General features: G+C 69.7%; 22 protein-coding genes. 16 read left to right on the forward strand and 6 right to left on the reverse strand.

Annotated features, from left to right (window positions below; genetic code table 11):
* The first annotated feature begins 111 nt into the window (after positions 1-111).
* The 3 genes from ABD108_RS13590 (at position 112) to ABD108_RS13600 (ending at position 4,332) form a co-directional block, all read left to right on the forward strand.
* The gene (locus ABD108_RS13590; RefSeq protein WP_220659205.1) at positions 112-2,361 is read left to right on the forward strand and encodes a polyribonucleotide nucleotidyltransferase; all 2,250 of its coding nucleotides are present in this window, start codon (positions 112-114) and stop codon (positions 2,359-2,361) included.
* Between the two features lie 2 nt (positions 2,362-2,363).
* On the forward strand, positions 2,364-3,695 hold the full coding sequence (locus ABD108_RS13595; RefSeq protein ID WP_220659632.1) for a M16 family metallopeptidase: 1,332 nt from the start codon (positions 2,364-2,366) through the stop codon (positions 3,693-3,695).
* A gap of 175 nt (positions 3,696-3,870) precedes the next feature.
* Entirely contained in the window at positions 3,871-4,332 is a 462-nt protein-coding gene (locus ABD108_RS13600; RefSeq protein WP_343930550.1) for a hypothetical protein, read from the forward strand.
* 54 nt (positions 4,333-4,386) lie between these two features.
* Here ABD108_RS13600 and ABD108_RS13605 read toward each other — a convergent pair whose 3' ends face one another.
* Positions 4,387-5,391 carry a glycerophosphodiester phosphodiesterase gene (locus tag ABD108_RS13605; RefSeq protein WP_343930551.1) on the reverse strand — a complete coding sequence of 335 codons (1,005 nt, stop codon included), beginning with the start codon at positions 5,389-5,391 and terminating at the stop codon, positions 4,387-4,389.
* Between the two features lie 86 nt (positions 5,392-5,477).
* Positions 5,478-7,049 (reverse strand): amino acid permease, encoded by a 1,572-nt coding sequence (locus tag ABD108_RS13610; protein WP_220659202.1) that lies wholly within the window; start codon positions 7,047-7,049, stop codon positions 5,478-5,480.
* A 141-nt stretch (positions 7,050-7,190) separates the two neighbouring features.
* Between ABD108_RS13610 and ABD108_RS13615 the strand changes: the two genes are divergently transcribed.
* Positions 7,191-9,071, forward strand: a complete 1,881-nt coding sequence (locus ABD108_RS13615) for a DUF294 nucleotidyltransferase-like domain-containing protein (protein ID WP_343930552.1) — start codon at positions 7,191-7,193, stop codon at positions 9,069-9,071.
* 9 nt (positions 9,072-9,080) lie between these two features.
* Here ABD108_RS13615 and ald read toward each other — a convergent pair whose 3' ends face one another.
* On the reverse strand, positions 9,081-10,196 hold the full coding sequence (gene ald, locus ABD108_RS13620) for an alanine dehydrogenase (RefSeq protein WP_220659200.1): 1,116 nt from the start codon (positions 10,194-10,196) through the stop codon (positions 9,081-9,083).
* Between the two features lie 110 nt (positions 10,197-10,306).
* On the opposite strand from ald, the gene ABD108_RS13625 reads away from it, so the two are divergent.
* Entirely contained in the window at positions 10,307-10,816 is a 510-nt protein-coding gene (locus ABD108_RS13625) for an Lrp/AsnC family transcriptional regulator (RefSeq protein ID WP_220659199.1), read from the forward strand.
* Positions 10,817-10,820: 4 nt separating this feature from the next.
* Here ABD108_RS13625 and ABD108_RS13630 read toward each other — a convergent pair whose 3' ends face one another.
* Positions 10,821-12,197 (reverse strand): serine hydrolase domain-containing protein, encoded by a 1,377-nt coding sequence (locus tag ABD108_RS13630; RefSeq protein ID WP_343930553.1) that lies wholly within the window; start codon positions 12,195-12,197, stop codon positions 10,821-10,823.
* A gap of 165 nt (positions 12,198-12,362) precedes the next feature.
* Between ABD108_RS13630 and ABD108_RS13635 the strand changes: the two genes are divergently transcribed.
* The 8 genes from ABD108_RS13635 to ABD108_RS13670 all read left to right on the forward strand — a co-directional run bounded on the left by ABD108_RS13635 (position 12,363) and on the right by ABD108_RS13670 (position 23,559).
* A complete protein-coding gene (locus ABD108_RS13635) occupies positions 12,363-13,082 on the forward strand; it encodes a GNAT family N-acetyltransferase (protein WP_343930554.1) in 720 nt (239 codons plus the stop codon).
* Positions 13,083-13,160: 78 nt separating this feature from the next.
* Complete coding sequence (locus ABD108_RS13640) at positions 13,161-13,886, forward strand: pirin family protein (RefSeq protein WP_343930555.1); 726 nt, start codon at positions 13,161-13,163, stop codon at positions 13,884-13,886.
* Between the two features lie 55 nt (positions 13,887-13,941).
* Positions 13,942-16,677: an MGH1-like glycoside hydrolase domain-containing protein gene (locus ABD108_RS13645; protein ID WP_343930556.1), complete on the forward strand. Its 2,736-nt coding sequence runs from the start codon at positions 13,942-13,944 to the stop codon at positions 16,675-16,677.
* 91 nt (positions 16,678-16,768) lie between these two features.
* Entirely contained in the window at positions 16,769-18,103 is a 1,335-nt protein-coding gene (locus tag ABD108_RS13650) for a lysine N(6)-hydroxylase/L-ornithine N(5)-oxygenase family protein (protein WP_343930650.1), read from the forward strand.
* Positions 18,100-18,930, forward strand: a complete 831-nt coding sequence (locus ABD108_RS13655; protein ID WP_305110845.1) for a GNAT family N-acetyltransferase — start codon at positions 18,100-18,102, stop codon at positions 18,928-18,930. Before ABD108_RS13650 ends, ABD108_RS13655 begins: the two co-directional genes overlap by 4 nt.
* Positions 18,927-21,119: an MMPL family transporter gene (locus ABD108_RS13660; RefSeq protein ID WP_343930557.1), complete on the forward strand. Its 2,193-nt coding sequence runs from the start codon at positions 18,927-18,929 to the stop codon at positions 21,117-21,119. Before ABD108_RS13655 ends, ABD108_RS13660 begins: the two co-directional genes overlap by 4 nt.
* 50 nt (positions 21,120-21,169) lie before the next feature.
* Positions 21,170-22,447: an ATP-binding protein gene (locus ABD108_RS13665; RefSeq protein WP_343930558.1), complete on the forward strand. Its 1,278-nt coding sequence runs from the start codon at positions 21,170-21,172 to the stop codon at positions 22,445-22,447.
* Positions 22,444-23,559: a tetratricopeptide repeat protein gene (locus tag ABD108_RS13670; RefSeq protein WP_343930559.1), complete on the forward strand. Its 1,116-nt coding sequence runs from the start codon at positions 22,444-22,446 to the stop codon at positions 23,557-23,559. The genes ABD108_RS13665 and ABD108_RS13670 overlap by 4 nt, the downstream gene beginning before the upstream one ends.
* Here the strand turns inward: ABD108_RS13670 and ABD108_RS13675 are convergent.
* Both ABD108_RS13675 and ABD108_RS13680 read right to left on the reverse strand, forming a co-directional pair.
* Positions 23,556-24,530 (reverse strand): magnesium transporter CorA family protein, encoded by a 975-nt coding sequence (locus tag ABD108_RS13675; RefSeq protein ID WP_220659189.1) that lies wholly within the window; start codon positions 24,528-24,530, stop codon positions 23,556-23,558. The two genes, ABD108_RS13670 and ABD108_RS13675, sit on opposite strands and share 4 nt — an antisense overlap.
* Positions 24,531-24,549: 19 nt before the next feature.
* Positions 24,550-24,921, reverse strand: a complete 372-nt coding sequence (locus tag ABD108_RS13680; protein WP_220659188.1) for an MmcQ/YjbR family DNA-binding protein — start codon at positions 24,919-24,921, stop codon at positions 24,550-24,552.
* Positions 24,922-24,944: 23 nt separating this feature from the next.
* Between ABD108_RS13680 and dapB the strand changes: the two genes are divergently transcribed.
* The 3 genes from dapB to ABD108_RS13695 are packed head-to-tail and all read left to right on the forward strand — an operon-like array spanning position 24,945 to position 26,613.
* A complete protein-coding gene (dapB, locus tag ABD108_RS13685) occupies positions 24,945-25,688 on the forward strand; it encodes a 4-hydroxy-tetrahydrodipicolinate reductase (protein ID WP_220659187.1) in 744 nt (247 codons plus the stop codon).
* Positions 25,685-26,161: a hypothetical protein gene (locus ABD108_RS13690; protein WP_220659186.1), complete on the forward strand. Its 477-nt coding sequence runs from the start codon at positions 25,685-25,687 to the stop codon at positions 26,159-26,161. The genes dapB and ABD108_RS13690 overlap by 4 nt, the downstream gene beginning before the upstream one ends.
* Positions 26,161-26,613, forward strand: a complete 453-nt coding sequence (locus ABD108_RS13695; RefSeq protein ID WP_343930560.1) for a flavodoxin family protein — start codon at positions 26,161-26,163, stop codon at positions 26,611-26,613. The genes ABD108_RS13690 and ABD108_RS13695 overlap by 1 nt, the downstream gene beginning before the upstream one ends.
* Positions 26,614-26,663: the final 50 nt, after the last annotated feature.

Genomic DNA, 26,663 nt, shown 5'->3' on the forward strand with positions numbered 1-26,663 from the left:
ATCGATGACCGCACCGGGGCGCTCCGCCGCCGCGTCGAATGACGAGGCCGTGCGCAACTGCGCGTGGCCGGGCACGGACGGTCCTGTGTCCGAAAGGTTCCACTTCACTTCATGTCCGACAACATCCAGGTCGAACTGGACGACGACATCACCGAAGCCGTCGCCGTCATCGACAACGGTTCGTTCGGCAAGCGCACCATCCGGTTCGAGACCGGCCGGTTCGCGCTGCAGGCCGCCGGTGCCGTCGCCGCCTACCTCGACGACGAGACCATGCTGCTGTCGACCACGGCGCACAGCAAGCACCCCAAGGAGCACTTCGACTTCTTCCCCCTCACGGTGGACGTCGAGGAGCGCATGTACGCCGCGGGCCGCATCCCCGGCTCGTTCTTCCGTCGCGAGGGTCGCCCGTCGACCGACGCGATCCTCACCTGCCGCCTGATCGACCGGCCGCTGCGCCCGTCCTTCGTCGACGGCCTGCGTAACGAGATCCAGGTCGTCGTGACCGTGCTCTCGCTCGATCCCAAGGACCTGTACGACGTGGTGGCCATCAACGCCGCCTCCGCGTCCACCCAGATCGCGGGCCTGCCCTTCTCCGGCCCCGTCGGCGGCGTGCGCGTCGCCCTGATCGACGGCCAGTGGGTCGCCTTCCCGACCGTCGAGCAGCTCGAGGGCGCCGTCTTCGACATGGTCGTCGCGGGTCGCATCGTCTCGGGCTCCGGCAAGGACGCCGACGTCGCGATCATGATGGTCGAGGCCGAGGCCACCGAGAACGTCATCGAGCTCGTCGCGGGCGGCGCCACCGCGCCGACCGAGGCCGTCGTGGCCGAGGGCCTCGAGGCCGCCAAGCCCTTCATCGCCGCACTGTGCGAGGCGCAGAAGGAGCTGGCCGCGCGCGCTGCCAAGCCCACCGGCGAGTTCCCGCTGTTCCCGGCCTACCAGGACGACGTCTTCGCCGCCGTCGAGGCTGCTGCCTCGGCCAAGCTGGACGCCGCACTGTCGATCGCCGGCAAGCAGGAGCGCGACGCCGCCACCGACGCCCTCAAGGGTGAGGTGCTCGAGGAGCTGGGCCCGAAGTTCGAGGGCCGCGAGGGCGAGATCGGCGCGGCCTTCCGCTCGCTGACCAAGAAGCTGGTGCGCAAGCGCATCCTCACCGACCACTTCCGCATCGACGGCCGTGGCATCACCGACATCCGCTCGCTGAGCGCCGAGATCGCCGTGATCCCGCGCGCGCACGGCAGCGCGCTGTTCGAGCGCGGCGAGACCCAGATCCTGGGTGTCACCACGCTGGACATGGTGAAGATGGCGCAGCAGATCGACTCGCTCGGACCCGAGAAGAGCAAGCGCTACATGCACCACTACAACTTCCCGCCGTACTCGACCGGTGAGACCGGCCGCGTGGGCAGCCCGAAGCGTCGCGAGATCGGCCACGGCGCGCTCGCCGAGCGCGCACTGGTGCCCGTGCTGCCGTCGGTGGAGGAGTTCCCCTACGCCATCCGTCAGGTCTCGGAGGCGCTGAGCTCCAACGGTTCCACGTCGATGGGCTCGGTGTGCGCCTCGACCATGTCGCTGCTCAACGCCGGTGTGCCGCTGAAGGCCCCCGTCGCGGGTATCGCCATGGGCCTGGTGTCCGACGAGGTCGACGGTCAGGCCCGCTACGTAGCCCTGACCGACATCCTCGGTGCCGAGGACGCCTTCGGCGACATGGACTTCAAGGTGGCGGGCACCAGTGACTTCGTCACCGCGCTGCAGCTCGACACCAAGCTCGACGGCATCCCCTCGCAGGTCCTGGCCGGCGCCCTGGCGCAGGCCAAGGACGCTCGCACCACGATCCTCGAGGTCATGGCCGAGGCGATCGACGCGCCCGACGAGATGAGCCCGTACGCCCCGCGGATCACCACCATCAAGGTGCCCGTGGACAAGATCGGTGAGGTCATCGGCCCCAAGGGCAAGACGATCAACTCCATCACCGAGGAGACCGGCGCCAACATCTCCATCGAGGATGACGGCACCGTGTTCGTCGGTGCGGCCGACGGCCCGTCGGCACAGGCGGCGATCGACCGGATCAACGCCATCGCCAACCCGCAGCTGCCGAAGGTGGGCGAGCGCTTCCTGGGCACCGTGGTCAAGACCACGGCGTTCGGTGCCTTCGTCTCGCTGGTGCCCGGCCGTGACGGCCTGGTGCACATCAGCAAGCTGGGCAACGGCAAGCGCGTGAACAAGGTCGAGGACGTGGTCAACGTCGGCAGCAAGCTGCAGGTGGAGATCGCGGACATCGACGAGCGCGGCAAGATCAGCCTGATCCCCGTGGTCGAGGAGGCGGCTCCGGCCGCCGAGTCGGACGCCGCGGCGACCGAGGCGTAGCACTGAGCGGCCTGAAAACGCAGGCTGCGCGGGCGGGGGCATCCGGATCGGGTGCCCCCGTCCGTCGTAGTGTGCTGCCCGGCGGCCTGCGGGTGGTCACGGAGACGGTGCCGGGTTCCCGGTCCGCCGCCGTCGGCCTGTGGGTGGCGGTCGGCTCGCGCGACGAGCACCCCGCCTCGGCGGGCTCGGCGCATTTCCTGGAACACCTGCTGTTCAAGGCGACTCCGCACCGTGATGCGGCGTCGCTGGCAGCCGAGATGGACGCGGTGGGCGGCGAGATCAACGCCTTCACCTCGAAGGAGCACACGTGCTACTACGCGCACGTGCTCGACACCGATCTCGAGCTGGCCGTCGACGTCGTCACCGATGTGGTGCTCGGCGGCCTGTGCCGCCCGCTCGACGTCGACGTCGAACGCGAGGTGGTCCTCGAGGAGCTCGCCATGCGCGACGACGATCCGGAGGACCTCGCCAACGAGGCGGCCACGGCCGCGCTGTTCGGCGATCATCCGCTGGCGCGGCCCGTGCTCGGCACCGAGGAGTCGGTCTCGGCGATGACCGCCGCGCGGCTGCGCGGATTCCACCGGCGTCGCTACACACCCGAGCGGATGGTGCTGGCCGTCGCCGGCAATGTGACGCACGCGCAGGTGGTCCGGTTGGCGCGCAAGGCTTTCGCCGGCCGGCTCGACGGTGCGCGGGAATCGGCGCCGGTGCGTTCCGGGATCCGGCGGGCGCCGAAGGCGCCGTCGCTCACCGTGGTGGGCCGCGAGGGCGAGCAGTCGCACCTGGTGGCCGGGACTCGCGCGTACGGCCGGTTCCATCCCGATCGGTGGGCGCTCTCGGTGCTCAACACGGCGATCGGTGGCGGGCTGAGTTCGCGTCTGTTCCAGGAGATCCGGGAGCAACGCGGTCTGGCTTACACGGTGTACTCCGCCGTGGACACCTACGCGGACACCGGTGCCTTCTCGGTGTACGCCGGGTGCTCGCCGGAGCGGCTCGGCGAGGTCGCCGCGGTCGCCCGGGCGGTGCTGGAGGACGTGCGCGACAACGGTCTCACCCCGGCGGAACTGGCGCGTGCCAAGGGATCTCTGCGCGGCGGGCTGGTGCTGGGGCTCGAGGACGTGCAGTCCCGGATGCATCGGATCGGTCGCAGCGAGATCAACTACCAGAACCAGCGCACGGTGACCCGGACGCTGGCGACCATCGACCGGGTGTCCGCGGATGATGTGAACCGCGTTGCGCGGGATCTGCTGTCGCGGCCCTTCGGGGGAGCGGTCCTCGGGCCGCACCGCGGCAAGCGGGGGCTACCCGCATCGGTGCGTAATTGGCTGGGATGATTTCCGCGCGCGGGAAAGCTGTCGTTCGGTGACAAAACTTTCGATCTGAATCGCGCATTTCCTCGACCGGGGGTGTTCTCGGCCGTGGCGAATTGTCGGGTTGGCGGTCCGTGGAATCGGACGGGGTTGTACGCTTTGCAATGCCAAAAACGATTCCATGATCAAAGGAATGCCAATGACATCGTTCGCACGTCTTGCGGTCGCCTCCGTCGCCGCCGTCGGAGCGGTCGTCACGCTCGTGCCGGCCTCGGCGAATGCGGCCGGCTCGGTCATCTTCCGCGGCACCGTCACCGGCGGTACCTCGATTCGGACCGACGCCCCGAACGCCACCGTGACCTGGGTCGGTGACTACGACGACGCCGGGAGCCTGCTCGTGCGCACCAACTGCGTGATCGCCCGCCACGAGCTGGGCGTGATCGGCATTCCGCCGTCGCCGCTGCCCAAGGAGCGGTGCGAGGGAATCAAGGGCGTCGACCTGTCCGATCGCCTGCTGTTCTGGCAGAACGCCACCACCGGCGCCTCGGGTTCGGCCCGGTCCGAATACGACGGCACCTTCCAGGTGAAGCCGGGCAAGGGCGCGATCACCGTGCAGATCACCGGCATCGTGGGGACCGCGATCGCGAGCTACGCGGGATAACCACAGACGAAAGGCGGCGCCCCTCGGTTCGAGGGACGCCGCCTTTCGTGTGCGCTACGTGCGGTACGCCGGGGGCACGGGCTTCCCTTCGGCGGCGAGCACGCCGCGCAGCCGCGTCGGGTAGTCGGTGATGATGCCGTCCACGCCGTAGCCGATCTGGCGGCGCATCTCCGCCGCCTCGTTCACGGTCCACGGGATCACCTGCAGGCCGGCGGCGTGCGCCGCGGTCACGAGCTTCGCATCGGAGAGCTCGTAGTCGGGCGACAGCACGTCGAATCCGGCCGCCTTCACGGCGCGCACCACGTCACCGTCGAACTTCTCGTAGCTCACCGGGCCCAGCCAGGCCGAGTTCTTCTTCCAGGTGGTGGCGTCGTACAGGGCCACCAGCGGCACCGACGGGGCCTGGGCGCGCACCAGCGGCAGCGAGCGCCAGTCGAAGCTCTGCACCGTGATCCGGTCCAGGACACCGGCCGTGCGGGCGGCGCCCAGGATGCGGTCCACGAACTCCTGCGGCTGCGCCGACTTCGACCGGTCCTCGGCCTCGATCTTGGTCTCGATGTTGTAGCGGATCGTGTTGCCCCGGTAGCCCGCCACCAGATCGAAGAGCTGGGGGAGCGTGGCGATGCGGTTGCCCTCGACCACCTTCGCGTCCGGGAACTTCGGCAGCTTCTTATCGCACCGCAGCGTTCGCACCTGGGCGTAGGTGAGATCGTGGATCGTCTTGCCCACGTACGGGAACTGCGGGTCGCCCGGCGTGGCCGCGTCGGTGTCGCTGCACTTGTCGGCCTGCACCGTGGGGTCGTGCCAGATCAGCGGCACCTTGTCCTTGGTGAGCACGATGTCGAGTTCGAGCGTGCTCACCCCCAGCTCCACGGAACGGGCGAAGCCGTACAGCGATTCCTCGGTGTGCTCGCCCCGGCCGCCGCGATGCGACTGCAGGTCGAAGGAGGACGACGGGGCCGCCTGCACGGGAGCGGCCAGCGCGGCCCCTCCGACGACGACGGTGACGGTGGCGGCCGCAGCGGCGATCCGGCGCAGGGCGGGTGAGCTGATTCGCATGGCGGAACGGTAGCCGCGCCGGGTGAACCGGCGGTGAATGCCGAACGCCCGCGAGGTCGGTGACCCCGCGGGCGTTCGGCGCACCGTCAGTCCTGCTTGTCGTTCGCGTGCGTCACCTTGTTCACCACCGCGTCCTTGAGTGACCACTTCGCCGCCATATCGCCGCCCAGGTGGTCGGAGACGCGCGGCCGGATGATCAGCCAGCTGAGCGACAGCACGGCCACGAACACCGGCACGCCGATCAGCACCACGATGAAGTTGGTCTTGTCCCAGAACGCGTCGGCGCTCTTCCAGCCCGAGTAGGCCATGCCGACGATCACGAAGAACAGGAAGGCCAGGCCCACGTAACTCATGAACGGGGCCCACGGCGCCCGGAACGAGCTCGACGGGACGAGACCGGCGTCGGACAGCTTCCGGTAGCGGATGTGGCAGATGAAGATCATCGACCACACGCCCACGACGGCGATCGCGGACGCTTCCAGGGCGATGTCGAAGGCCTTGCCGGGGACCAGCGCGTTGAGGACGGCACCGGCCACGTAGAACAGCGAGGTCACCAGGATGCCGGTGGCCGGCACGCCGGACTTGCTCATGTTCATGAACATCTTCGGCGCCTCGCGGCTGGCGGCGAGGCTGCGCAGCATGCGGCCGGTGGTGTACAGGCCCGCGTTGAGCGAGCTCATCGCGGCGATGATCAGTACCGCGTTGATCAAGTCGGCCATCCAGCCGATGCCGAGCCGCTCGAAGACCGTGACGAAGGGCGAGGAGTAGTTGCCCTGGTTGTCCGTGACGCCGTACTGGCTGGTGGGCAGGATGCACACGAGCAGGAAGATCGAACCGCAGTAGAACACGGCGATACGCAGGATCACCGAGTTCACGGCCTTGGGCACCTCGCGCTGCGGGTTCTGCATCTCGCCGGCGGCGATGCCCACCATTTCGATGGCGGCGTAGGCGAAGACGACGCCCGACATCACGACGATGGGCGCGAGCCAGCCGAAGGTCTCGCTGTGCGGCCAGAAGCCGCCGGGGTTGCTCCACAGGTTGGAGAAGCCGGCCTGGTGTTCGGGTTGAGCGGGGATGCCGAGCGCGGGATCGGCCTCCTTGCCCTTGATGGTCACCTGGCCGATCACCAGCACCAGTCCCACGACGAGGAACATCACGATGGCGCCGACCTTGAGGATCGATGCCCAGAACTCGAATTCACCGAAGGCGCGCGCCGAGAGCAGGTTGATCACCAGCACGATCGCCAGAGCGATGATCACCGTGACCCAGTTCGGGGCGTCTATCCACTTCTTCGTGTACTTGGCCACCGCGGACAGTTCCGCGACGCCCGTCAGTGCCCAGAAGATCCAGTACAGCCAGCCTGCCGCGAACGCCGCGCCCTCGCCGAAGAACTCGCGGGCGTACGAGACGAAGGCACCGGAACTCTGCCGGTACAGCACCATCTCGCCCAGGGCCCGCATCAGGAAGAAGGCGATCACGCCCACGAAGGCGTAGCTGAACAGCAGGGCGGGGCCGGTGCTGTTGAGGCGGGTGGCCGAGCCCAGGAACAGGCCGGTGCCGATGGCGCCACCGATGGCGATCATCTGCACGTGTCGCCGGCCGAGGGTCTGCTTGTAGCCCTCCTGCTCGGCGGCGAACTTATCGACGGGTTTCGTCATGGATGGGTCTTTCTCCTCGACGTGACGGTGCGCGGTGGGTTGTGCGCTGGATGGGAATGTAGACCCCGCAACCGTTCCGCGGACGTGTTACCGCGAGATGACTTTCGGATATCCATCAGCGGCGGCGTGTAAACATAGGGCATGACCGACTTCTCCGACCTCGGGGAGCTCTTCGCATTCCTCTCGCAGCACGCGCCCTTCGACGGGTTGCCGGACGAGGAGCGGGCGCGGCTGGTGGCCGATTCGTCGGTGAGCGAGTACGCCCGCGGTGTGCTGATCCTCGACGGCATGTCGGCGTCGCCGGAGCACGCCTACGTGGTGCTCTCCGGACAGGTGGGGCTGTGGAACCTGCCCAACGTGGCGTCGGTGGACCGCGGCGATGTCGACGAGGTGGTGGGGCCGGGCGGCGTCTTCGGCTACGTGGTGATCCTGGTGGGCGCCAAGGGCGGCCCCCGCGCGGTGGCGCTGACCGACGTGACGCTGCTGCAGCTCCCGGCGTGGGCGGTGGCGGACATGTTCTCCACGCCCGCCGGGGCCGCCTTCCTCGCCACCGAGCTCGCCAAACCGGCTCCGGGGCGGTCGTCGGAGCAGGTCAGTGAGCGCAACGTGGGCGAGATCGTGCTCCGCGACCCCGTGACCTGCCCGCCCACCATCAGCATCCGCGAGGCCGCCACCGCGATGACCGAGGCGAAATCGGGCTACATCGTGGTCCAGAACGGGGCCGGGGAGCCGCTGGGCATCGTCACCGATCACGACCTGCGGGCGCGGGTGATCTCCCAGGCCAGACCCGTGACCGATGCCGTCTCCGCCGTGATGACGGCGCCGCTGCACGGCGTGCCGGCCACCACGCTGTCGAGCGATGTGCTGATCGACATGCTCGACCGCAAACTGCACTACATGGCCGTGCTCGACCCGAAGGGGGTCGTGCAGGGCGTGGTCCAGGACGTCGACTTCCTCACCGTGCCCACCACATCGACCTTCGCGCTGCAGCGCCGGATCGAGCGGGCACCGGCGGAGGAGCTGCCGGACATCGGCCGGACCATCCGCGAGATCTTTCCGGTCCTCACCCGGCAGCACGCCCCGGTGCGGCACGTCTCCGGTGTCGCGGCGGTGGCGATCGAGGCCATGGTGCGCCGCTGTATCGAGCTCGAACTGCCCGTGCACCCGGAGCTGCACGAGGGCGATTTCACCTGGTTGTCCCTGGGCAGCGTCTCCCGGCGCGAGGTGGTGCCCAGCTCGGACGTCGACAGTGCCATCATCCTCACCGATATGCCCGGCGCCACCGAGGCGCAGGTCGAGGAGCGGCGTTCGGCCGCCCTCGCCCTCGCCACCGCGGTGCACGACCGGCTCGAGGAGTGCGGTATCCCGTCGGACACCAACGGGGCGATCGCCGCGAAGCCCAGGTTCTGCCGCACCGAGTCCGAATGGCTCTACGCGGCAGGCGAATGGATCGACGCGCCGCTGTCCAACAACGCCATGATGATGGCCTCGCTGCTGGTGGACGGGCGCCCGGTGTGGGGCGATCTGACCCTGCAGCCGGTGGCCGGCGTGTACCAGCACCTGTCGGAGCATCAGCACTCCTTCATGCTGATGCTCCGGGAGGCGCTCACCGCCAAGGCCAGGATCCGTTCCGTGCGGGATGTGATCTCCTTGCGCGGCGGTACCTTCGACATCAAGGCGCACGCCCTCGTACCCGTGGTGAACATCGCCCGGTGGGCGGCGCTGAGCCGCGGTTCCACCAAGCTGCAGACCCGCAACCGGCTCGCCGCCGGTGCGGATTCGCCCGTGCTGCCGGATGATTCGGCTGAGGTGCTGCGCGACTGCTTCTCCATCCTGGAGCGGATCCGAATGGAGTACCAGGTGGGGCAGATGGCCAAGGGACGCACACCCGGCGATGTGCTGTCGATCCGCCGGATCCCGTCGCTCGACCGCGGCCTGCTGGAACAGTGCGTACGCGAGATCGCCGCGGTGCAGCGCCGGATGGGCAACCTCGCGCAGTACCTCGATACCGGGGAGTGGTGAGCGGGTTGCTCAGCCCAGCACCGACTCCGGGGTCTTGGCCGGGATGTCGAGGGCTGCGCCCACGCTGGCGTTGAGCAGCTCCCCGTCGTGCGTCGAGAGGCCGGCGGCGAGCGCGGGATCGTCGGAGCAGGCGGCGCGCCAGCCCTTGTCGGCGATCTTCAGCACGTAGGGCAGCGTCGCGCCAGTGAGGGCGAAGGTGGAGGTGCGGGGCACGGCGCCGGGCATGTTCGCCACGCAGTAGAACACCGTCTCGCCCACGGTGAAGGTCGGATCGTCGTGCGTGGTGGGGCGCGAGTCGGCGAAGCAGCCGCCCTGGTCGATCGCGATGTCCACCAGGACGGCGCCGGGCCGCATGCGGTGCACCAGCTCGGTGGACACCAGCTTCGGCGCGGCGGCGCCCGGGATCAGGACGGCGCCGATCACCAGATCGGACTCCACCACGGCCTCCTCCAGCGCGAGCGAGGTCGAGTAACTGGTGTGCACGCGGCCGCCGAACTGCGCGTTCACGGCGCGCATCTTGCGCACGTCGAGATCGAAGACCGTCACATCGGCGCCCATGCCGGCCGCGATCTGCGCGGCGTTGATGCCGGACACGCCGCCGCCGAGCACGGTGACCTTCGCGGGCGCGGTGCCGGGGACGCCGCCCATGAGCACGCCGCGGCCGCCCTTGGAGCGCATCAGGTGATAGCTGCCCACCTGCGGCGCGAGCCGGCCGGCCACCTCGGACATCGGGGCCAGCAGCGGGAGCGAGCCATCGGCCAGCTGCACCGTCTCGTAGGCGATCGACGTGGTCTTCGAGCCCAGCAGCGCATCGGTGCAGGGGCGTGACGCCGCGAGGTGCAGGTAGGTGAAGATCGTCTGGTCGGGACGCATCCGCGCGTACTCCGGTTCGATCGGCTCCTTGACCTTGAGCAGCAGATCGGCCTCGCCCCACACGTCGTCGGCCGAGGGCACGATGCGCGCACCCGCCGCCGTGAAGTCGTCGTCGCTGATGGCCGAACCCAGGCCCGCGCCCTGCTGGATCAGGACGTCGTGGCCGTGGCGCGCCAGTTCGGCGACGCCGCCGGGCGTGATCGCCACGCGGTACTCGTTGTTCTTGATCTCGGTGGGGATTCCGACACGCATCGTGTGCTCCTGTTCGGGACGGGATGGGCGAGCTATGGCCTGTGTCACAAGTGTGAAGAAACATCGACAAGTGCACAATCCCTCCGAAGGAGATTCTGTAATCTTCGGCCATGGGAGACGAAGATTCTCAGAACTCCGCGTACCGCCCGCCGCTGCCGAACGATCGTCGTCCGCTTCTCGATGAGGTGGACCGCCGCATCCTGCTGGTGCTGCAGCGCGACGGCCGGGTCTCCAACGCCGCGCTCGCCGAGGAGGTCGGTCTCGCCGCCTCCACCGTGCACACCCGGGTGCGCCGGCTGGTGGAGGCGAACGTGATCCGCGGCTTCTACGCCGATGTCGATCCCGCCGCCGTGGGTCGCCCGCTGCGCGCCATGATCTCCGTGCGCCTGCGCTCCACCGCCCGCCACCGCATCCGCCAGTTCGTGGAATCGGTGATCGACCTGCCACCCGTGATCGACGCCTACTTCCTGGCCGGCGGCGACGACTACGTGCTGCACGTGGCGGCCATCGACACCGACGATCTACGGCACCTCGTCGAACACCTCAGTGCGCGTGAGGAGATCGCCGGCACCAATACCTCGCTCGTCTTCGAACACGTCCGGGGTTCGGCCCCGCTGTAGCGGCTCAGCGACGCGGGTCGGCGCGGCCGTTGCCGTACAGGAACTCCGCGCGGCCGGACCGGTCGGCGCCGATGAAGGCGTACATCTGCGGATCGGGCTCCGTCCCTCCGACCATGACGATGTCGCCGCACCACGGGATCAGCGGCACCGGCTCTGCGGTGAACGCCGGGCCGTCGGCATCGTCGGGAAAGGACGAGACCAGGCGGAGCTCGCCGTGGTCGAGGTACACACGCGAGGATTCCGTGGACGTGGCGTACGTGCCGACGAATCGGTGCGGGTCGATGCTCGGCGTGGGGTTGGTCGGCACCGGACGCGCGGGAGGGCGGAGCCCCGTCAGGCGCTCGATCACGCTCGCGGCCACGGACTCCGCGACCTGCCCGCCCCCTTCGCCGTTGGTCAGGACCGCCACGGCGATTCCGTGTTCGGGGAGCATGCGCAAGGTTGCTTCCTGCCCGATCGTGGTGCCGTCGTGACCGATCAGTGCCGCACCGTGCCAATCGAAGAGCTCCCAGCCGAGGCCTCGGGCCGATTCGTCTCCACCGACGTCGGTCTGGCGAAGATGGCTCGCCCGCATGGCCGTCGCACTGCGTTCGGACAGCACGCGCTCGCCGGTCGGCGCCAGCCCGCCGCCGAGGTGGGCCATCGCGAACCGCACCAGATCACTCGCCGACATCGCCAGCATCGAGCCCGCAGGCGCCATGGACATCGGTGTGCCCCAGACCCGCGCGGGAACCGTCGCCCCGTCGGCCCGCCGGACGTGCCCATGCGCGGCACCGAGGCGCCCGGCGCTCGCGATGCCGGTTGCGGCGCCGGTGATCTCCAGCGGGTCGAGGAGTCGATCGCGAAGAACCCGCTCGAACGGAACCCCGTGGACCACTTCCAGAATGCGGCCCAGCACCACGAAGCCGGCGTTGTTGTACGAGGACAGCCGTCCCGGCGCGAAGAACTGCGGAGCCGTCGCGAGACGCTCGACGTACCGCGCGATGCAACCGGGCCCGTCACCCGTGTCGTGAAAGAGATCGCCTTCGAAACCTGCACTGTGCGTGAGCAGATGGCGGACGGAGATGGTGGCGCAGGCGTCCGGATCGGCGGTCCGGAACTCCGGGAGGTGCCGCTGTACGGGCGCGTCCAGGTCGATCCGCCCCGCGTCCACGAGTTGCATGACGAGCGTTGCGGTCCACACCTTGGTGATCGAACCGATCTGAAACGGTGTGCGCTCGGCGACCGGAGCAGCGGCACCGACGTGTGCCGTCCCGTGCGCGAAGGAGGTGACCCGGCCGTCGGCCAGCACCGCGACGGACACCGCAGGTACGCTCTGCTCTTCCAGCAGCGCGGGGACGGTGCACTGGAGCCACTCCCGCAGTTCCTGCCGCTGATCCACAGCGTTCTCCTTCCCCGCCCGAAAATGCGTTGCCCGGGGCGATCGTGTCCGTAAGACTCAACCCGAATCGTGGCCCCGTGTCACTCGAAATAGGCGGAGCGCGTGGGGCTCAGCGCCAGGCTCGGCCCCACTCGGTGGTGGGGCCACTCCCAGAAGGTAGGAACTGTGACGGAATTCGCCCCCGTAGTCGGCGCCCAGTGGTCGGACCCTTTCGAACGGGGCGAGAAGGTGACCGACACCGGAACCTTCCGGCTCGCGATCGACGACGACCTCGATCACGAATCGCGGGCGCAGATCCTCGTCCGCGGCGACCGCACCTACGCGCTCGTCGACCGGGCCACGGCGGGCCTGCCCGGGATCGCCGATGCGGTCGACGAACGGTCGCTCCGCGCCGCGCTCGATAGCGGCGGCGTCGTCATGAACGGTCCGGATCATCTCTTCTTCCTCCCGGGTGCGCGCAAGGCCGACCTGCTCGCGGGCCGCGACGCCCCGTCCGTCCGGCAGCTCACGACCGCGGACGCTGAGGCCTTCGAGGCCTTCGAGGCGGCGTCGTCGGACCAGGACCTCGACGACGCCTACGTGGAACTGGACCACTGGGTCGTCTTCGGTGCCTTTGACAGCGGCCGCCTGGTCGCGGCAGGCAGTGCCTACCCGTTCGAGGGCGATACCCAGCTCGCCGACCTCGGCGTCCTCACCCTCGCGGACCGGCGGGGGCGCGGGTACGCGTGCGCCGTTGTCCATGCGATGGCGCGGCACGTGATCGCGCTCGGCTACGAGCCCCAGTACCGATGCCAGCTCGACAATGCGGGGTCGATCGCGCTTGCCGCCAAGGCCGGTTTCGCTGAGTTCGGAACCTGGGATCAGCCACTGCCCGCTGACGACTGACGGCCGGCCGGCACCCTGCTGCAACCGGTGACGATCCTGGTGTCGCCGTCCGGAACCGGCCTTGCCTAGTGTGAACGGGTGAGTGCAACCAGGATCATCCGCGCGGCCGACCGCACCCACTGGCGCGGGGAGGGGTTGTACACCCGCCAGTCGATGCCCTTCACCGGGAACTTCGACCTCGGTGCCAACGCGCACGGCCAGCTCCTGGTGCACAACGACGATCTCGTGGACCCCGGCGCCGGCGTCGACCGGCACTTCCACCGCGACGCCGAGATCGTCACCTGGGTGGTGGCGGGGGAGATCCACCACGACGATTCGTCGGGGTCGAGGGGGCTCGTGCGCGCCGGGCAGATCCAGGCGATGAGCGCGGGGACCGGTGTCAACCACCGCGAACAGAACCCGCGCGCCACGCGCACCGTGGCCCGCGTGATCCAGATGTGGCTGCCGCCGAACGAACCCGGAGGTGTGCCCGAGTACCGCACCGCCGACGTCGCGCTGGACGGACGCGGCCTGGTCACGGCGGCCTCCGGGATCGCCGGGCACGAGCCGGCGGTCGCCATCGGCAACGATGCCGCGGCGCTGTACGCCGCCCGCCTCTCCGCGGGCGAGGCGGTCACGCTCCCGCCCGCGCCCTTCGGGCACCTGTTCGTGGTGGCCGGCACCGTCGAGGCCGACGGTGAGCTGCTCGCCGAGGGTGACGCCCTGCGCACCGTCGACTCCGATGAGCTGCACGTGCGCGCCACCGCGGACGCGGAGATCCTGTTCTGGGAGATGCGGGCGCAGGCGCGCTCGGCGCTGCGCTGACGGTGATTGCGCCGCGGTCCTGCGCATCGGGTGCTGCTGTAGCAAGATTCTCCGCGTGAGCGAGACCGAGCCGACAGCCGAACACCGCCGCCTCGCCGAGAGCCCCGGACCCGACGGGCCCTGGCGCCTGTGGGGCCCGTACCTGTCCGGGCGGCAGTGGGGAACCGTCCGCGAGGACTACAGCGCCGACGGCGATGCCTGGGCCAGTTTCGGATTCGAGCAGGCGCACCGCCGCGCCTACCGGTGGGGCGAGGACGGGCTGGGCGGCATCTGCGATCGCTACGGCTTCCTCAACCTGGCCGTGGGCCTGTGGAACCACAACGACCCCATACTCAAGGAACGGCTGTTCGGGCTCACCAACGCCCAGGGCAACCACGGTGAGGACGTCAAGGAGTACTGGTGGCCCGTGGACGGGACGCCGACGCACAGCTGGATGCACTGGATGTACCGGTATCCGCAGGCCGAGTATCCCTATCAGCGGCTGCGCGAGGAGAACGCGGCCCGCGACCGCACCCAGCGCGAGTTCGAGCTCGCCGACACCGGCATCCTCGCGGACAACCGCTTCTTCGACGTGCACGTGCGCTACGGCAAGGCGGCCCCCGACGACATCTGCGTGGAGATCGAAGCCGTGAACAACGGCCCGTCGCCCGCCCCGCTCGATCTGCTGCCGCAACTGTGGCTGCGCAACACCTGGGCCTGGGGCCACGACGACCGCCGCGGGGAGATCGCGCGGCTGCCGCAGTCCGAGCTCGCCGCGGGCGGCCTGGAGGCCGTCCGGGTGACGCACCAGTGGCTGGGCGAGTACTACCTCGCGGCCGAGGGTGAACCCGAAGTCCTGTTCTGCGACAACGAGACCGACGGCGTGGAGTTGTTCGGCAACGCGGAGAACGCCTCGCCCTATCCGAAGGACGCGATCAACAAGCGGGTGGTGCACGGCGACGAGGCAGCGGTCAATCCGGAGGGGCGCGGCACCAAGGCCGCGTTCTGGTACCGGTTCGCCTCGGTCCCGCCGGGGGAGAGCGTGACGGTGCGGCTGCGCCTGTCGCACCGCGCACCGTCGCTGGATACCTTCGGTCCCGGTTTCGCCGCCGTGCTGGCCGACCGCCGCGCCGAGGCCGACGAGTTCTACGGCACCGTGATCCACGAGGACGTGACCGGTGAGGACCGGCACGTGGCGCGCCGCGCCTACGCCGGCATGCTGTGGAACAAGCAGCTCTACCGGTACGACGTGGAGAGCTGGCTCGACGGCGACCCGGCCGTGGACCCCTCGCCGCGCGAGCGGGCGGATCCGGGGCGCCGCAACACCAACTGGAAGCACTTCTCGCTGGCCGACGTGATCTCGATGCCCGACGAGTGGGAGTACCCCTGGTTCGCCGCCTGGGACCTGGCCTTCCACTGCATCCCGCTGGCCCACGTGGACGCCGAGTTCGCCAAGGAACAGCTGGTGCTCATGTGCCGCGAATGGGCGATGCACCCCAACGGCCAACTCCCCGCCTACGAATGGGAGTTCAGCGACGTCAATCCGCCCGTGCACGCCTGGGCCGCGTGGCACGTGTACCGCATCGACGGCTACCGCGACCGCGACTTCCTGGTGCGCGTCTTCACCAAGTTGCTGCTCAACTTCTCCTGGTGGGTCAACAGCAAGGGCTCCGACGATGCCGGGGTCTTCGAGGGCGGCTTCCTCGGCATGGACAACATCGGCTTCTTCAACCGCTCGGCGCCGCTGCCGCCCGGCTATCGCTTGGAGCAGTCGGACGCCACCAGCTGGATGGCCTTCTACTGCCAGCAGATGTTCAAGATCGCGCTCGAACTGTCCCGGCACGATCCGGCGTGGCAGGACTGCGCCACCAAGTTCCTCGAGCATTTCCTGCAGATCTCCCGCGCCACCTACAATTTCGGCTCGCACGGGCTCTCCCTGTGGGACGACGAGGACGGCTTCTTCTACGACGTGCTGGTGCGGCCCGATGGCACCGCGCAGCCGATGCGGGTGCGATCGATGGTGGGGCTGCTCCCCATCCTGGGGGCCACCGACGTGCCCACCTGGATCGCCGAGAAGTGTCCCGACGTCACCGCGCGGCTCAATTGGCTGCGCCAGCGCCGCCCCGAACTGGTGGAGCCACTGCTCGACAGCATCGGCGAGGGCGGCGAGCGGAAGATGCTGCTGTCGCTGGTGAATCCGGACCGGCTGCGGCGCGTGCTGGAGCGCATGTTCGACCCCGCGGAGTTCCTGGCGCCCTACGGCATCCGCTCGCTGTCGAAGGCGGAGCAGCAGGTGACCGAGGATGTCGAGGGCAACTCCGTCTCGATCGCCTACGAGCCCGGCGAATCGACCACCGGGATGTACGGCGGCAACTCGAACTGGCGCGGTCCCGTGTGGTTCCCGGTGAACGTGCTGCTGGCCGACAAGCTGCGCACCTACGGCCGGCACTTCGGCGACGCGTTCACCATCGCCATCCCCACCGGCTCGGACAACCTGTGCACGCTCGAGGAGGCGGCCGATGTGATCGACGGTGGGCTGGTGGGGCTCTTCCGCCCGGTCACCAGGCCCGACGGTGGCGGCGCCCGCCGGCCGGCCGACGCCGCGCGGATCGAGGGAAGCGACAATCCGCTGTGGTCCCAGCACCCCACCTTCTACGAGTACTTCGACGGCGATACGGGCGAGGGGCTCGGTGCCACACACCAGACCGGATGGACGGGTCTGGTGGCTCACTTGCACAACCCGCGTCTGCCTTTGGAGCCGCCCGCGTCCGATACACCCGTGCATTCCGAAAACAATGGTGAATTCACCTGATTGAGAACAGTGTACGCATTGCTTCGGGGAGTTAAGATTCGCTCCACGCGGGACGCTGACAACGGCATCCGCCCGGAGGTCAGGGACGATGATGCGATCCAAATCGGGGGTTGGGGCCGAGGTTCCGGTCCTCGCTGACGCGGAACCGGACGCCCGTGTCTTCGATGTAGTGGGAGTGGGTTTCGGACCCGCCAATCTCGCCTTGGCGATCGCGCTGGAGGAATCCGCGGCGGAGATCGACGCCGTCTTCCTCGAACGCCGCGACCGCTTCCAGTGGCACCCGGGAATGCTGTTGCCGGGCACCACGATGCAGATCAGCTTTCTCAAGGATCTCGCCACGCTCCGCAACCCGCACAGCACCTTCTCCTTCGTCTCCTACCTGGCGGCGCGCGGGCGGCTGGTCGATTTCGTCAACCGCGCGACACTCACCCCGGAACGGGCCGAATTCGCCGACTACCTCGCGTGGGCGGCCGGCCGCTTCGACCGGGTCGTGGCCTACGGCGAGGAAGTGACCGCCATCGAGGCGGCCGAACCCACCGCGCCCGCGGGCGCCCGGTTCGCCGTGCGCCACCGCGGTCGCGATGGCACGGTCTCCACGGTCTGGGCGCGGTCCGTGGTCGTCGCGCGGGGCCTGCAGGCGAGCCTTCCGGACTGGGCGCGCAGCAACGCCGACAGTGGGCGCGTCTTCCACGCGATCGAACTGCTCGACCGCGTCGACGAGCTGCGGCGCCGACTCGGCGGAGGCCTCGACGCGGGCCGGTTCCTCGTGGTCGGAGGCGGTCAGTCGGCCGCCGAGGTGGCCGCGTACCTGCATGACGCCGGAGCCGCGGTCGACGTGGTCTTCCGCGGCTTCGGTCTCGCCGCGGTCGACGAGAGCCCGTTCGTGAACCAGATATTCGACCCCGACGTGGTCGACGAGTTCCAGATCGCGCCGCCGCATGTGCGGGACGACCTACTGCGGCGCCATGCCAACACCAATTACGGCGCCGTGGAACACGCCCTCACCGAGGACCTGTTCACCCGCTGGTACCGCGAGCGGGTCAGCGGCGAACACCGCCTGCGAGTGCACCGCACCAGCGAGGTGACGGCCTGCGGTCCCGCCGCCGACGGCCTGCTCGATGTGACGGTGCGCGTCACCACCACGGGCGAGGAACGCACCGCGCCCTTCGACGCGGCGATCTGCGCGACCGGCTTCCGTCCCGCCGGATTGCACGGCCTGTCCACGGCGGCGCCGGACGGGACCGATGTCCGGGTCGCGCGCTCGCACCGCGCCGTGATCGAGGGCCGTGAGGTCCCGGGCCTGTACGTACAGGGCGCCGATCTGACCGGCCACGGCCTCGCCACCACACTCCTCTCCAACGCCGCCGTCCGGGCGGGGGAGATCGCAGCCGCACTCGAACACGACGATCACGAGGAGGAGCGATGACGAGCCGCACCGACAGCCCGCTGTTCCGCGCCACCGCCACCACACCGTTCACGGTCTTCGTCGCCGACGATCCCCGGGACGTCGAACTCGCGCAGGCGTTGCGCTACGACGCCTTCTCCACCGAGCTCGGCGCACCGCTGCCCGGTGCCACGATGAGCGAACGACTCGGCCGCCCCATCGATGTGGACCGGTTCGACGCGTACAGCTCGCAACTGCTGGTGCGGCACGAGCCCACCGGCCGCATCGTCGGCTGCTACCGGGTGATCCTGCCTGCACCCCGGGACCAGCGGGAGGTGTTCACCGAGACCATGTTCCAGCTCAGCCCGCAGTTCGCCGCGATCGCCGACGACGTCGCGGAATGGGGCCGGGCCACCATCGCGGCCGACTTCCGCGGCGGTGTGGTCTCCGTGCTCCTGCGGATCGCCTTGCTGGAGTTCTACGAGCGGTCCGGGTTCCAGTACGCGATGGGCTGCATGTCGGTCCGCATGGAGGACGGCGTGCACCCCCGGGGCGCGCTGATCCGCGCCACCCAGGGGTACGTGGACGACACCGACAGTCGCACCGTCGGCGAGCTGTACGCCGTGCCCCGCCGCCCCGTCGAGGTCGACGGCGTCCCCCTGGCGCGTTTACCGCGGCCCGCCGGCACAGTCGAGGAACTGGTGCCGCCCACCATCCCCACGGCGATCCGGTACGGCGGCCTGATCTGCGGCGACCCCTCGTACGACCCGGACTTCGAGATGGCCGATTTCCTGGTGCTCTTCGACGCCGACCGCCTGCGCAGCCGGGGCCTGATGGACGACGTGCGGGCGCTGGTGGCCGCACTGTGAACCTGATCGCACCGCTGACCCGGGCGGTGATCCGCCGCCCGCGCACCGTGCTCCTCCTGGCCGGCCTGGTGCTGGTCGTGCTCGGCTGGCTCGGCGCCGGTGTGGGCGGCGCCCTCAAGAGCGGCGGCAGCGTGGACCCGGCCGCCGAATCCGCTCGAGCGCAGGCCGTCCTGGACGAGGAGTTCGGGCGCGGCGGCTCCTCGCTGGTGCTCGCGCTGACCGCGTCCGAGGGCGCCGATCCGGCGGTCGGCGCCGACTACGCCGCCCGGGTCAGCGAACGGCTCCAGGCCGACCGGACCGTGCAGCGGGTGTCCTCCGCCTGGTCGGGACCGGCCGCACAGGCACGCCTGACCTCGGCGGACGGCCGCACCGGGCTCATCGTCGCGGCGGTGTCCGGCGGTAGCGGTGAGGCCCCGAAGAACGCGCAGGCACTGGTCGACGCCCTACCGCCGCCACCCACCGGGATCCGGCTCGATGTGGGCGGCGAGACCATCACCTACCAGCAGATCAACGAGCAGTCGGGCCGCGACCTCCTGCGCGCCGAGCTCGTGGCGCTCCCGCTCACCTTCCTGGTGCTGGTCTGGGCGTTCGGGGGACTGGTCGCCGCCGCGGTCCCGGTGGTGCTCGGAGTGGCCGCCATCATCGCCACCTCCGGTCTCCTGCGGCTCGTCGCCGAAGTCACCGACGTCTCCGTGTTCGCCCTCAACCTGATCACCGCGATGAGCCTCGCACTGGCCATCGACTACACGCTGCTCGTGGTCAGCCGGTACCGCGAGGAGGTGGCTGCGCGCGGTGACCGCGACGAATCGCTCGTCGTGGCCATGACCACGGCGGGCCGCACGGTGGTCTTCTCCGCCGTCACCGTCGGGCTGAGCCTGGCCGCGATGGTGCTGTTCCCGATGTACTTCCTCCGGTCCTTCGCCTACGCCGGACTCGTGGTCGTCGGCTTCACGGCCCTCGCCACGCTCATCGTCACGCCGGCCGTGCTCACCGTGCTCGGGAACCGGATCGACAAGGGGCGGGTGGGCCGCGGGCCCCGCCCTGCCGACGAATCCCGCTGGTACGGCATCGTCCGGGGCGTGCAGCGCCGCGCCCTGCCGCTGGGGATCGGTGTCGTCGCACTGCTGCTCGTGCTCGGCGCCCCTTTCCTGTCCGCGAAGCTCGGCTACCCCGACGACCGGGTGTTGCCGCGCGAGGCCTCCTCGCACCGGGTCGGCGACGAACTCCGGAGCTCCTTCACCCCGAATCCCACCGCCGATGTGCTGATCCTGCTGCCCGACGGCGCACCGTCGGGCAGCGAGGGCTACGCCCGCGAGCTGTCCCTGGTCGACGGCACCGGAGCGGTCCTCGGACCCGACGGCACCTGGCAGCGCGGTGTGCGCGTGGCCGACGGCGATCCGACCGCGCGGGCCGGGACGAAGCTGCTGCTCACGGTGGCCAGCGACCGCGACCCGATGTCGGAGGCCGGCCGGGCCCAACTGGACGCCCTGCGCGCCGTCCAGCCGCCCGGAGACGTGCTGTTCGCCGGTGCGGCACAGGCCGATCGGGACGCGGTCGACTCGATCCTCGGCGCCGTCCCGAAGGTGCTGCTGGCGATCGCAGTCACCACCTTCCTGCTGCTGTTCCTGCTCACCGGCAGTGTGCTGCTCCCGATCAAGGCGCTCGTGATGAACGTGCTCTCACTGTCGGCGACCTTCGGGGCGATGGTGTGGATCTTCCAGTGGGGCAACCTCGGTGGCCTCGGCACCACCGTGACCGGGCACCTCATCGCCGATATGCCGGTGCTGATGTTCTGCATCGCCTTCGGCCTCTCGATGGACTACGAGGTCTTCCTGCTGTCCCGGATCAAAGAGGAGTGGGACGGCATGGGGGTGCAGGACCGGGCGGCGAACGACGAGGCCGTGGCCCGCGGTATCGCGAGCACCGCCCGGGTGGTCACCGCGGCGGCCCTGCTCATGGCGGTGGTCTTCGCGGCGATCGGTACCTCGCAGGTGTCGTTCATGAAGATGTTGGGCGTGGGACTCGCGCTCGCCGTGATCCTCGACGCGACCCTCGTGCGGATGGTGCTGGTGCCCGCCTTCATGAAGATCGCCGGCACCGCCAACTGGTGGCCCGGATTCCAGCTTCCCGGCACCGCTGATCACACGCCGGTCAGGTCTCCGCTGGACGACGACCCCGCCCGGCTGTGATCCGAGTCATCGAATCCGTCGTAGAGGATCGTGCACGATAGGATTCGGGCGTGACCGAGGAATCGCCCCTGCTCGCCAGCCTCCGTGCCGCCGTCGCCGCGGCCCCCGACGATGTGGCACTGCGCGTGCACTACGCCGAACTGCTGCTGGACGCCGGGCGTGCGGACGAAGCGGTCGCCGAGGCGGCACTCGCGCTGAGCCGCGCACCGTCGGACGCCCCGGCCCGGGCGCTGCTGGCCCGCGCCATGGGCGGTGGCCCGGCGCCCGCCGCGCCCGCGGAAGAGCCCGGCACGCGGCCCGAGCACGAGCACGAGCCCGATCCTGAGCCCGGATTCGACTGGGCGGCGGCGGAGGACGAAGTGCGCGACGTGATTCCGCCCCGGTTCGAGGACCCGGAGGAGATGATCGCGGTGCCCGCCGTCGAGGCGGGAGCGGCGGGCCTGTGGCAGGTGGACGGTCCCGAGGGGCTGCGCCTCGCCGACGTCGGCGGGATGCACGACGTCAAGCAGCGGCTCGAGGCGGCCTTCCTCGCTCCGATGCGGAACCCGGAACTGCGCCGCCTGTACGGCAAGTCGCTGCGCGGCGGCATGCTCCTGTACGGCCCGCCCGGCTGCGGTAAGACCTTCCTCGCCCGCGCGGTCGCCGGTGAGCTGGGCGCCGGATTCCTCTCCGTGACCGTGAGCGACATCCTGGATCAATTCCTGGGCAACTCCGAGAAGAACCTGCACGAGATCTTCGCGACCGCGCGGCGGCAGGCGCCCTGCGTGATCATGTTCGACGAGCTCGATGCGATCGGCGGCAAGCGATCCCGGCACCAGTCCACCGTGATGCGTACCGTGATCAACCAATTGCTCATCGAGCTGGACGGGGTCGATTCGGCCACGGAGAACGAGGGGGTCTTCGTGCTCGCCGCCACCAACACGCCGTGGGATGTGGACCTGGCACTGCGCCGGCCCGGACGGCTCGACCGGATGGTGCTGGTGACGCCGCCGGACGCGCCCGCCCGCGCCGCGATCATCGAATACCACCTCCGTGAGCGTCCGATCGAACGGATCGACGTTGCCGCGCTGGTGCGCAGGACGGACGGATACTCGGGAGCCGACATCGCGCACATCTGCGAGAGCGCCTCCGAGATCGCCCTTCTCGACTCCGTGCGTACCGGCACGCCGCGGATGATCACCACCGGCGATCTACTGACGGCGGCGAGCCAGATCCGATCGTCGTGCGAGGAGTGGTTCTCGGCCGCCGAGAACGTGGCCACCTTCTCCAACGAATCCGGCGCCTACGACGATCTGGTCCGGTACCTGCGCACGCGGGGACGCAGGTGACCGGCCAGCGGGACCAGCTGGGCGATGCGATCGGCGAGGACGCGCGCACCCTGGAGAAACTCGGCCTGCTCCTGGAGGCTCGGCAGTTCACCACGGCCGCCGCGCTCGCCGGGGCCTTCCTCGCGGCGCACCCCACCGATCCCGACGCGCTGGTGGCCCTCGGCAAGGCGCAGGCCGGACTCGGGGACGAGTCCGCCGCCATCGATTCCTTCGCGCGCGCCCTCGGCGCCGCGCCCGATCACTACATCGCGGCGGTGTGCCTGGCCGGGGCCTACAGCGACGCGGGCCGCCACCAGGAGGCGCTGACCAGGGCCCGGGCACTCGTGAAGGCGCATCCGCACATCTGGGGCAGCCACCTCACCCTGGCGGCACTCGCCCTCGCGACGCAGAATCCCCGCCTGGTCAACGAGGCCTACATGGCGGCGAGGACCGCGGTGGAACTCGAACCGCAGGAACCCGAGAATCACGTGACCCTCGGGCTCGCGGCGCACCGGCTCGGCGACCGCGACACCGCGCGGCGAGCGACCGAGGAGGCCCTGCGCCTCGACCCGAACAACGCCGCCGCCCTCAACAACCGTGGCCTGGTGATGAAGCGGTTCCGGCCGGGCAAGCACGCCGCGGAGATCGACACCTACGCGCGTGCGGCCGCCCTCGATCCGCTCGATCGCGTGGCCCGCTACAACCTCGAGGTCGTGGCCTACAACACGTTGGCCCGGACCGGCTGGTTCATCGCGCTGCCGATGATCGTGGCGATCATCTCGTCGGTGCTCGTCTCCCGCCCCACCGGCGGCCCGATGTCGTCGGCGATCATCCCCGCGCTGATCGGCATGGTGGTCGTGACGGCGCTGTGGGGTGGCTGGGCGGCCTTCAACCTCCGACGAATCCCGTCGCGTCGTCGCCCGGTGCTCGCGCGTGTCGCGAGGAGTTCGGGACCGGTCGCGACGATCGGCGCCTCGCTGGCGCTGTTCGCGCTCGCGACTCTCACGGTGATACCGCTGTCGATGATCGTGACCGGACTCGGTGCGGGGCTCTTCCCGCTCCTACTGGTCCATCGCGTCGTCGAGTACGCGACCCGCGCCGCCCTCCGGCGTCGACATCCCGACCGCGGCTAGATCCAATTGCGGCGCTTGAACATCCAGTACAGGCCGCCCGCCAGGATGATCATCGTCAGCGTGCTGAGCACCCAGCCCCACTCCTGCTCCGAACCGGGATACGGGACGTTCTGGCCGAAGTAGCCGGTCACGGCGGTGGGCACGGCGATGATCGCCGCCCAGCTGGTGAGCTTCTTCATCACCGTGTTGAGCTGATTGTCGACCAGTGCCAGATTCGTCGATCGCACGGATTCGACGTTGTCGCGCAGGGTCTCGGTCCAGTCCGCCGCGCGCATGGTGTGGTCGTGGACGTCCTCGGCGTAGGGGAGCAGCTCGCGCTTGTCCGGATCGGCGGACACCCGGCGCAGCAACGCGCCCGAGACCTCGCGCATCGGCTGCACGATCCGGCGCAACTGTCCGACCTGTTTGTGCAGCGTGAAGGTCTCCTGCGCCACCTCGTCGCCGCCGTGGCCGTCGTCGAACAGCGCCGACTCCAGCTCGTCGACCTGCTCGTCGATCGCGGTGACCCGCACCGTGTACCCGTCCACGATCGAATCGAGCAGCAGCAGTTCCAGCGCGTAGGGCCCGTGTTTGAGCAGCACCTCGTTCTCGGCGATCGAGTGAGCCGCCCCCGCGACGTCGAACCCCGCGCCGAGCCGGACCGTGAGCAGGCCGCATTTGAACAGGAACAGTGAGATCCGGCTGGTGGTGCCGTCCTCGGTGACCGTGTACGCCGTCACGAACAGCGCGTTGTCGTAGCGCAGCGACTTCGGCCGCTCGTGCACCGTGAGCGCGTCCTCGACGGCGAGCGGATCCAGGTTCAACGCCTCCGCGATCGGTGCGAAGGACTCGTCCGTCGGGTCGAGCACGTCCACCCACGCGAGACCGGACTGATCGGACAGCGCCTCCGCGATCACCGCGGGGTCGGAGTTCTCCTCGACGTCGAAGTGCGACGACGACCCGGGCTGCCAGGTGCGGATGGTGGACTTCATGGTCGCAACATTAGGACGATCACGGGCCCGGCCGCTCCACGAGCGACGCGAGCGACTCCGGCGCCTGCACGCAGTACGAGTCGGTGAGCAGCTCGGCGACCTCGTCCCAGTCGGTGTCCTCGTCGACGATGATGCCCACCGTGGTCGCGCCCCACTCGGTGCGGAAGTACGGATGGCCCAGGTTCTCGAACGCGGGGACCTCGCCCGGCTCGGCCCGGAAGATCAATCGGAACAGCTGATCCTCGCCGCCGAAGACGTGCGCCACCGTCGAACCGCGGACCCGCCACCGGGTGCCCACCCAGGCGCGGTCGGCGACGCATTCGGGGAAGGCGTCCAGGATCGCCGCGAGGCGGTCGATCCACTCGTCGGGAACGTCTGGTCGGGCGGTCACGTCAGAAGGGTATCGTCGGCCCCATGCTGAACGTGGGTGTGTTGGGATCCGGCGGCAAGGTGGGCCGCTCGATGGTGGACGCGGTGGACGCGGCCGACGATCTGGCGCTGAGCGCCGCCGTGGACGCGGGCGATACGTTGACCGCGTTCCTGGACTCGAACACGCAGGTGGTCATCGACTTCACCCATCCCGACGCGGTGATGGACAACCTGAAGTTCCTCATCGACAACGGTATCCACGCCGTGGTCGGCACCACCGGCTTCACCGACGACCGGCTCGACACCGTGCGCGGCTGGCTCGCCGAGAAGCCCGGCGTCGGAGTGCTCATCGCGCCCAACTTCGCCATCGGCGCCGTCCTCTGCATGCGGTTCGCCGCGCAGGCCGCGAAGTACTTCGACTCCGTCGAGGTGATCGAGCTGCACCATCCCCACAAGGCCGACGCACCGTCGGGCACCGCCACCCGCACCGCCGAGCTGATCGCCGAGGCCCGCGAAGAGGCCGGCCGCGGCAAGATGCCCGACGCCACCTCCGCCGAGTTCGATCGCGCCCGCGGCGCCCGGGTGGACGGTGTGCGCGTGCACTCGGTACGTGTCGCGGGCCTCGTCGCCCACCAGGAGGTGCTGCTGGGCACCCAGGGCGAGACCCTCACCATCCGGCACGATTCGCTCGATCGCAGCTCCTTCGTTCCCGGCGTGCTGCTCGCGGTGCGCGGCATCTCGGACCGCCCCGGTCTCACCGTGGGCATCGAACCGCTGATGGACCTGTGACCGGACGCAGCTCCGCGCGGAGCAACCTGGGGCCGCTCCTGGTGATCGGCTTCCTCTCGATCGCGATGCTGGTGTACATCGGCCTCATCGGGGTGTGGGCGTGGATGATCATGCGTCGCGGCGGGGGAGCGAACCTGGGCCTCGGCGCCGGCATGATCCTGCTGGGTCTGGTGGGGCTGTGGATCCTGTACTCGGTGCTGCGCAACGGCTACGCGCACCAGCGGCTGGCCGCGCAGGTCAAGGACATGGGCCGCGACCTGGATGTCAGCGACCTGCCCACGATGCCCTCCGGCCGTGTGCAGCGGGACGCGGCGGACACGCTGTTCGCCCAGGTCAAGGCCGAATACGAGGACGATCCCGAGTCCTGGGTGAACGCCTACCGGCTGGCCCGCGCCTACGACTACGCCGGAGACCGCTCCCGCGCCCGGGACTGGATGACGCGCGCCGTCGCCATGGAGAAGAAGAGCCACTGATGGCCGTGCTCCTGGTGATCCACCACACGCCGTCTCCGCACTGCCAGGAGATGTTCGAGGCGGTGCTCGCCGGGGCCACCGACCCCGAGATCGAGGGTGTGGAGGTGGTGCGCCGCGCAGCGCTGTCGGTGACCGCCCCCGACGTCCTCGCGGCCGACGGCTTCGTGCTCGGCTCGCCCGCGAACCTCGGCTACATCTCGGGGGCCCTCAAGCACGCCTTCGACACGATCTACTACTCGTGCCTGGACTCCACGCAGGGCCGGCCCTACGGCCTGTACCTGCACGGCAACGACGGCACCGAGGGTGCCTCCCGCGCGGTGGAGTCCATCACCGCCGGTTTGGGCTGGGTGCAGGCATCGCCGCACGTCGTGGTGTCGGGGAAGCCGACCAAGGCGCAGCTCGAAGAATGTTGGAACCTGGGCGCCACGGTGGCCGCCCAGCTCATGGCCTGAAGATCGGCACCGCTGCGCCGATCCGTGATCGAGCCGGTCTACCATCCCGG

Source organism: Tsukamurella strandjordii, assembly GCF_039525985.1.
GTDB classification, from domain to species: Bacteria; Actinomycetota; Actinomycetes; order Mycobacteriales; family Mycobacteriaceae; genus Tsukamurella; species Tsukamurella strandjordii.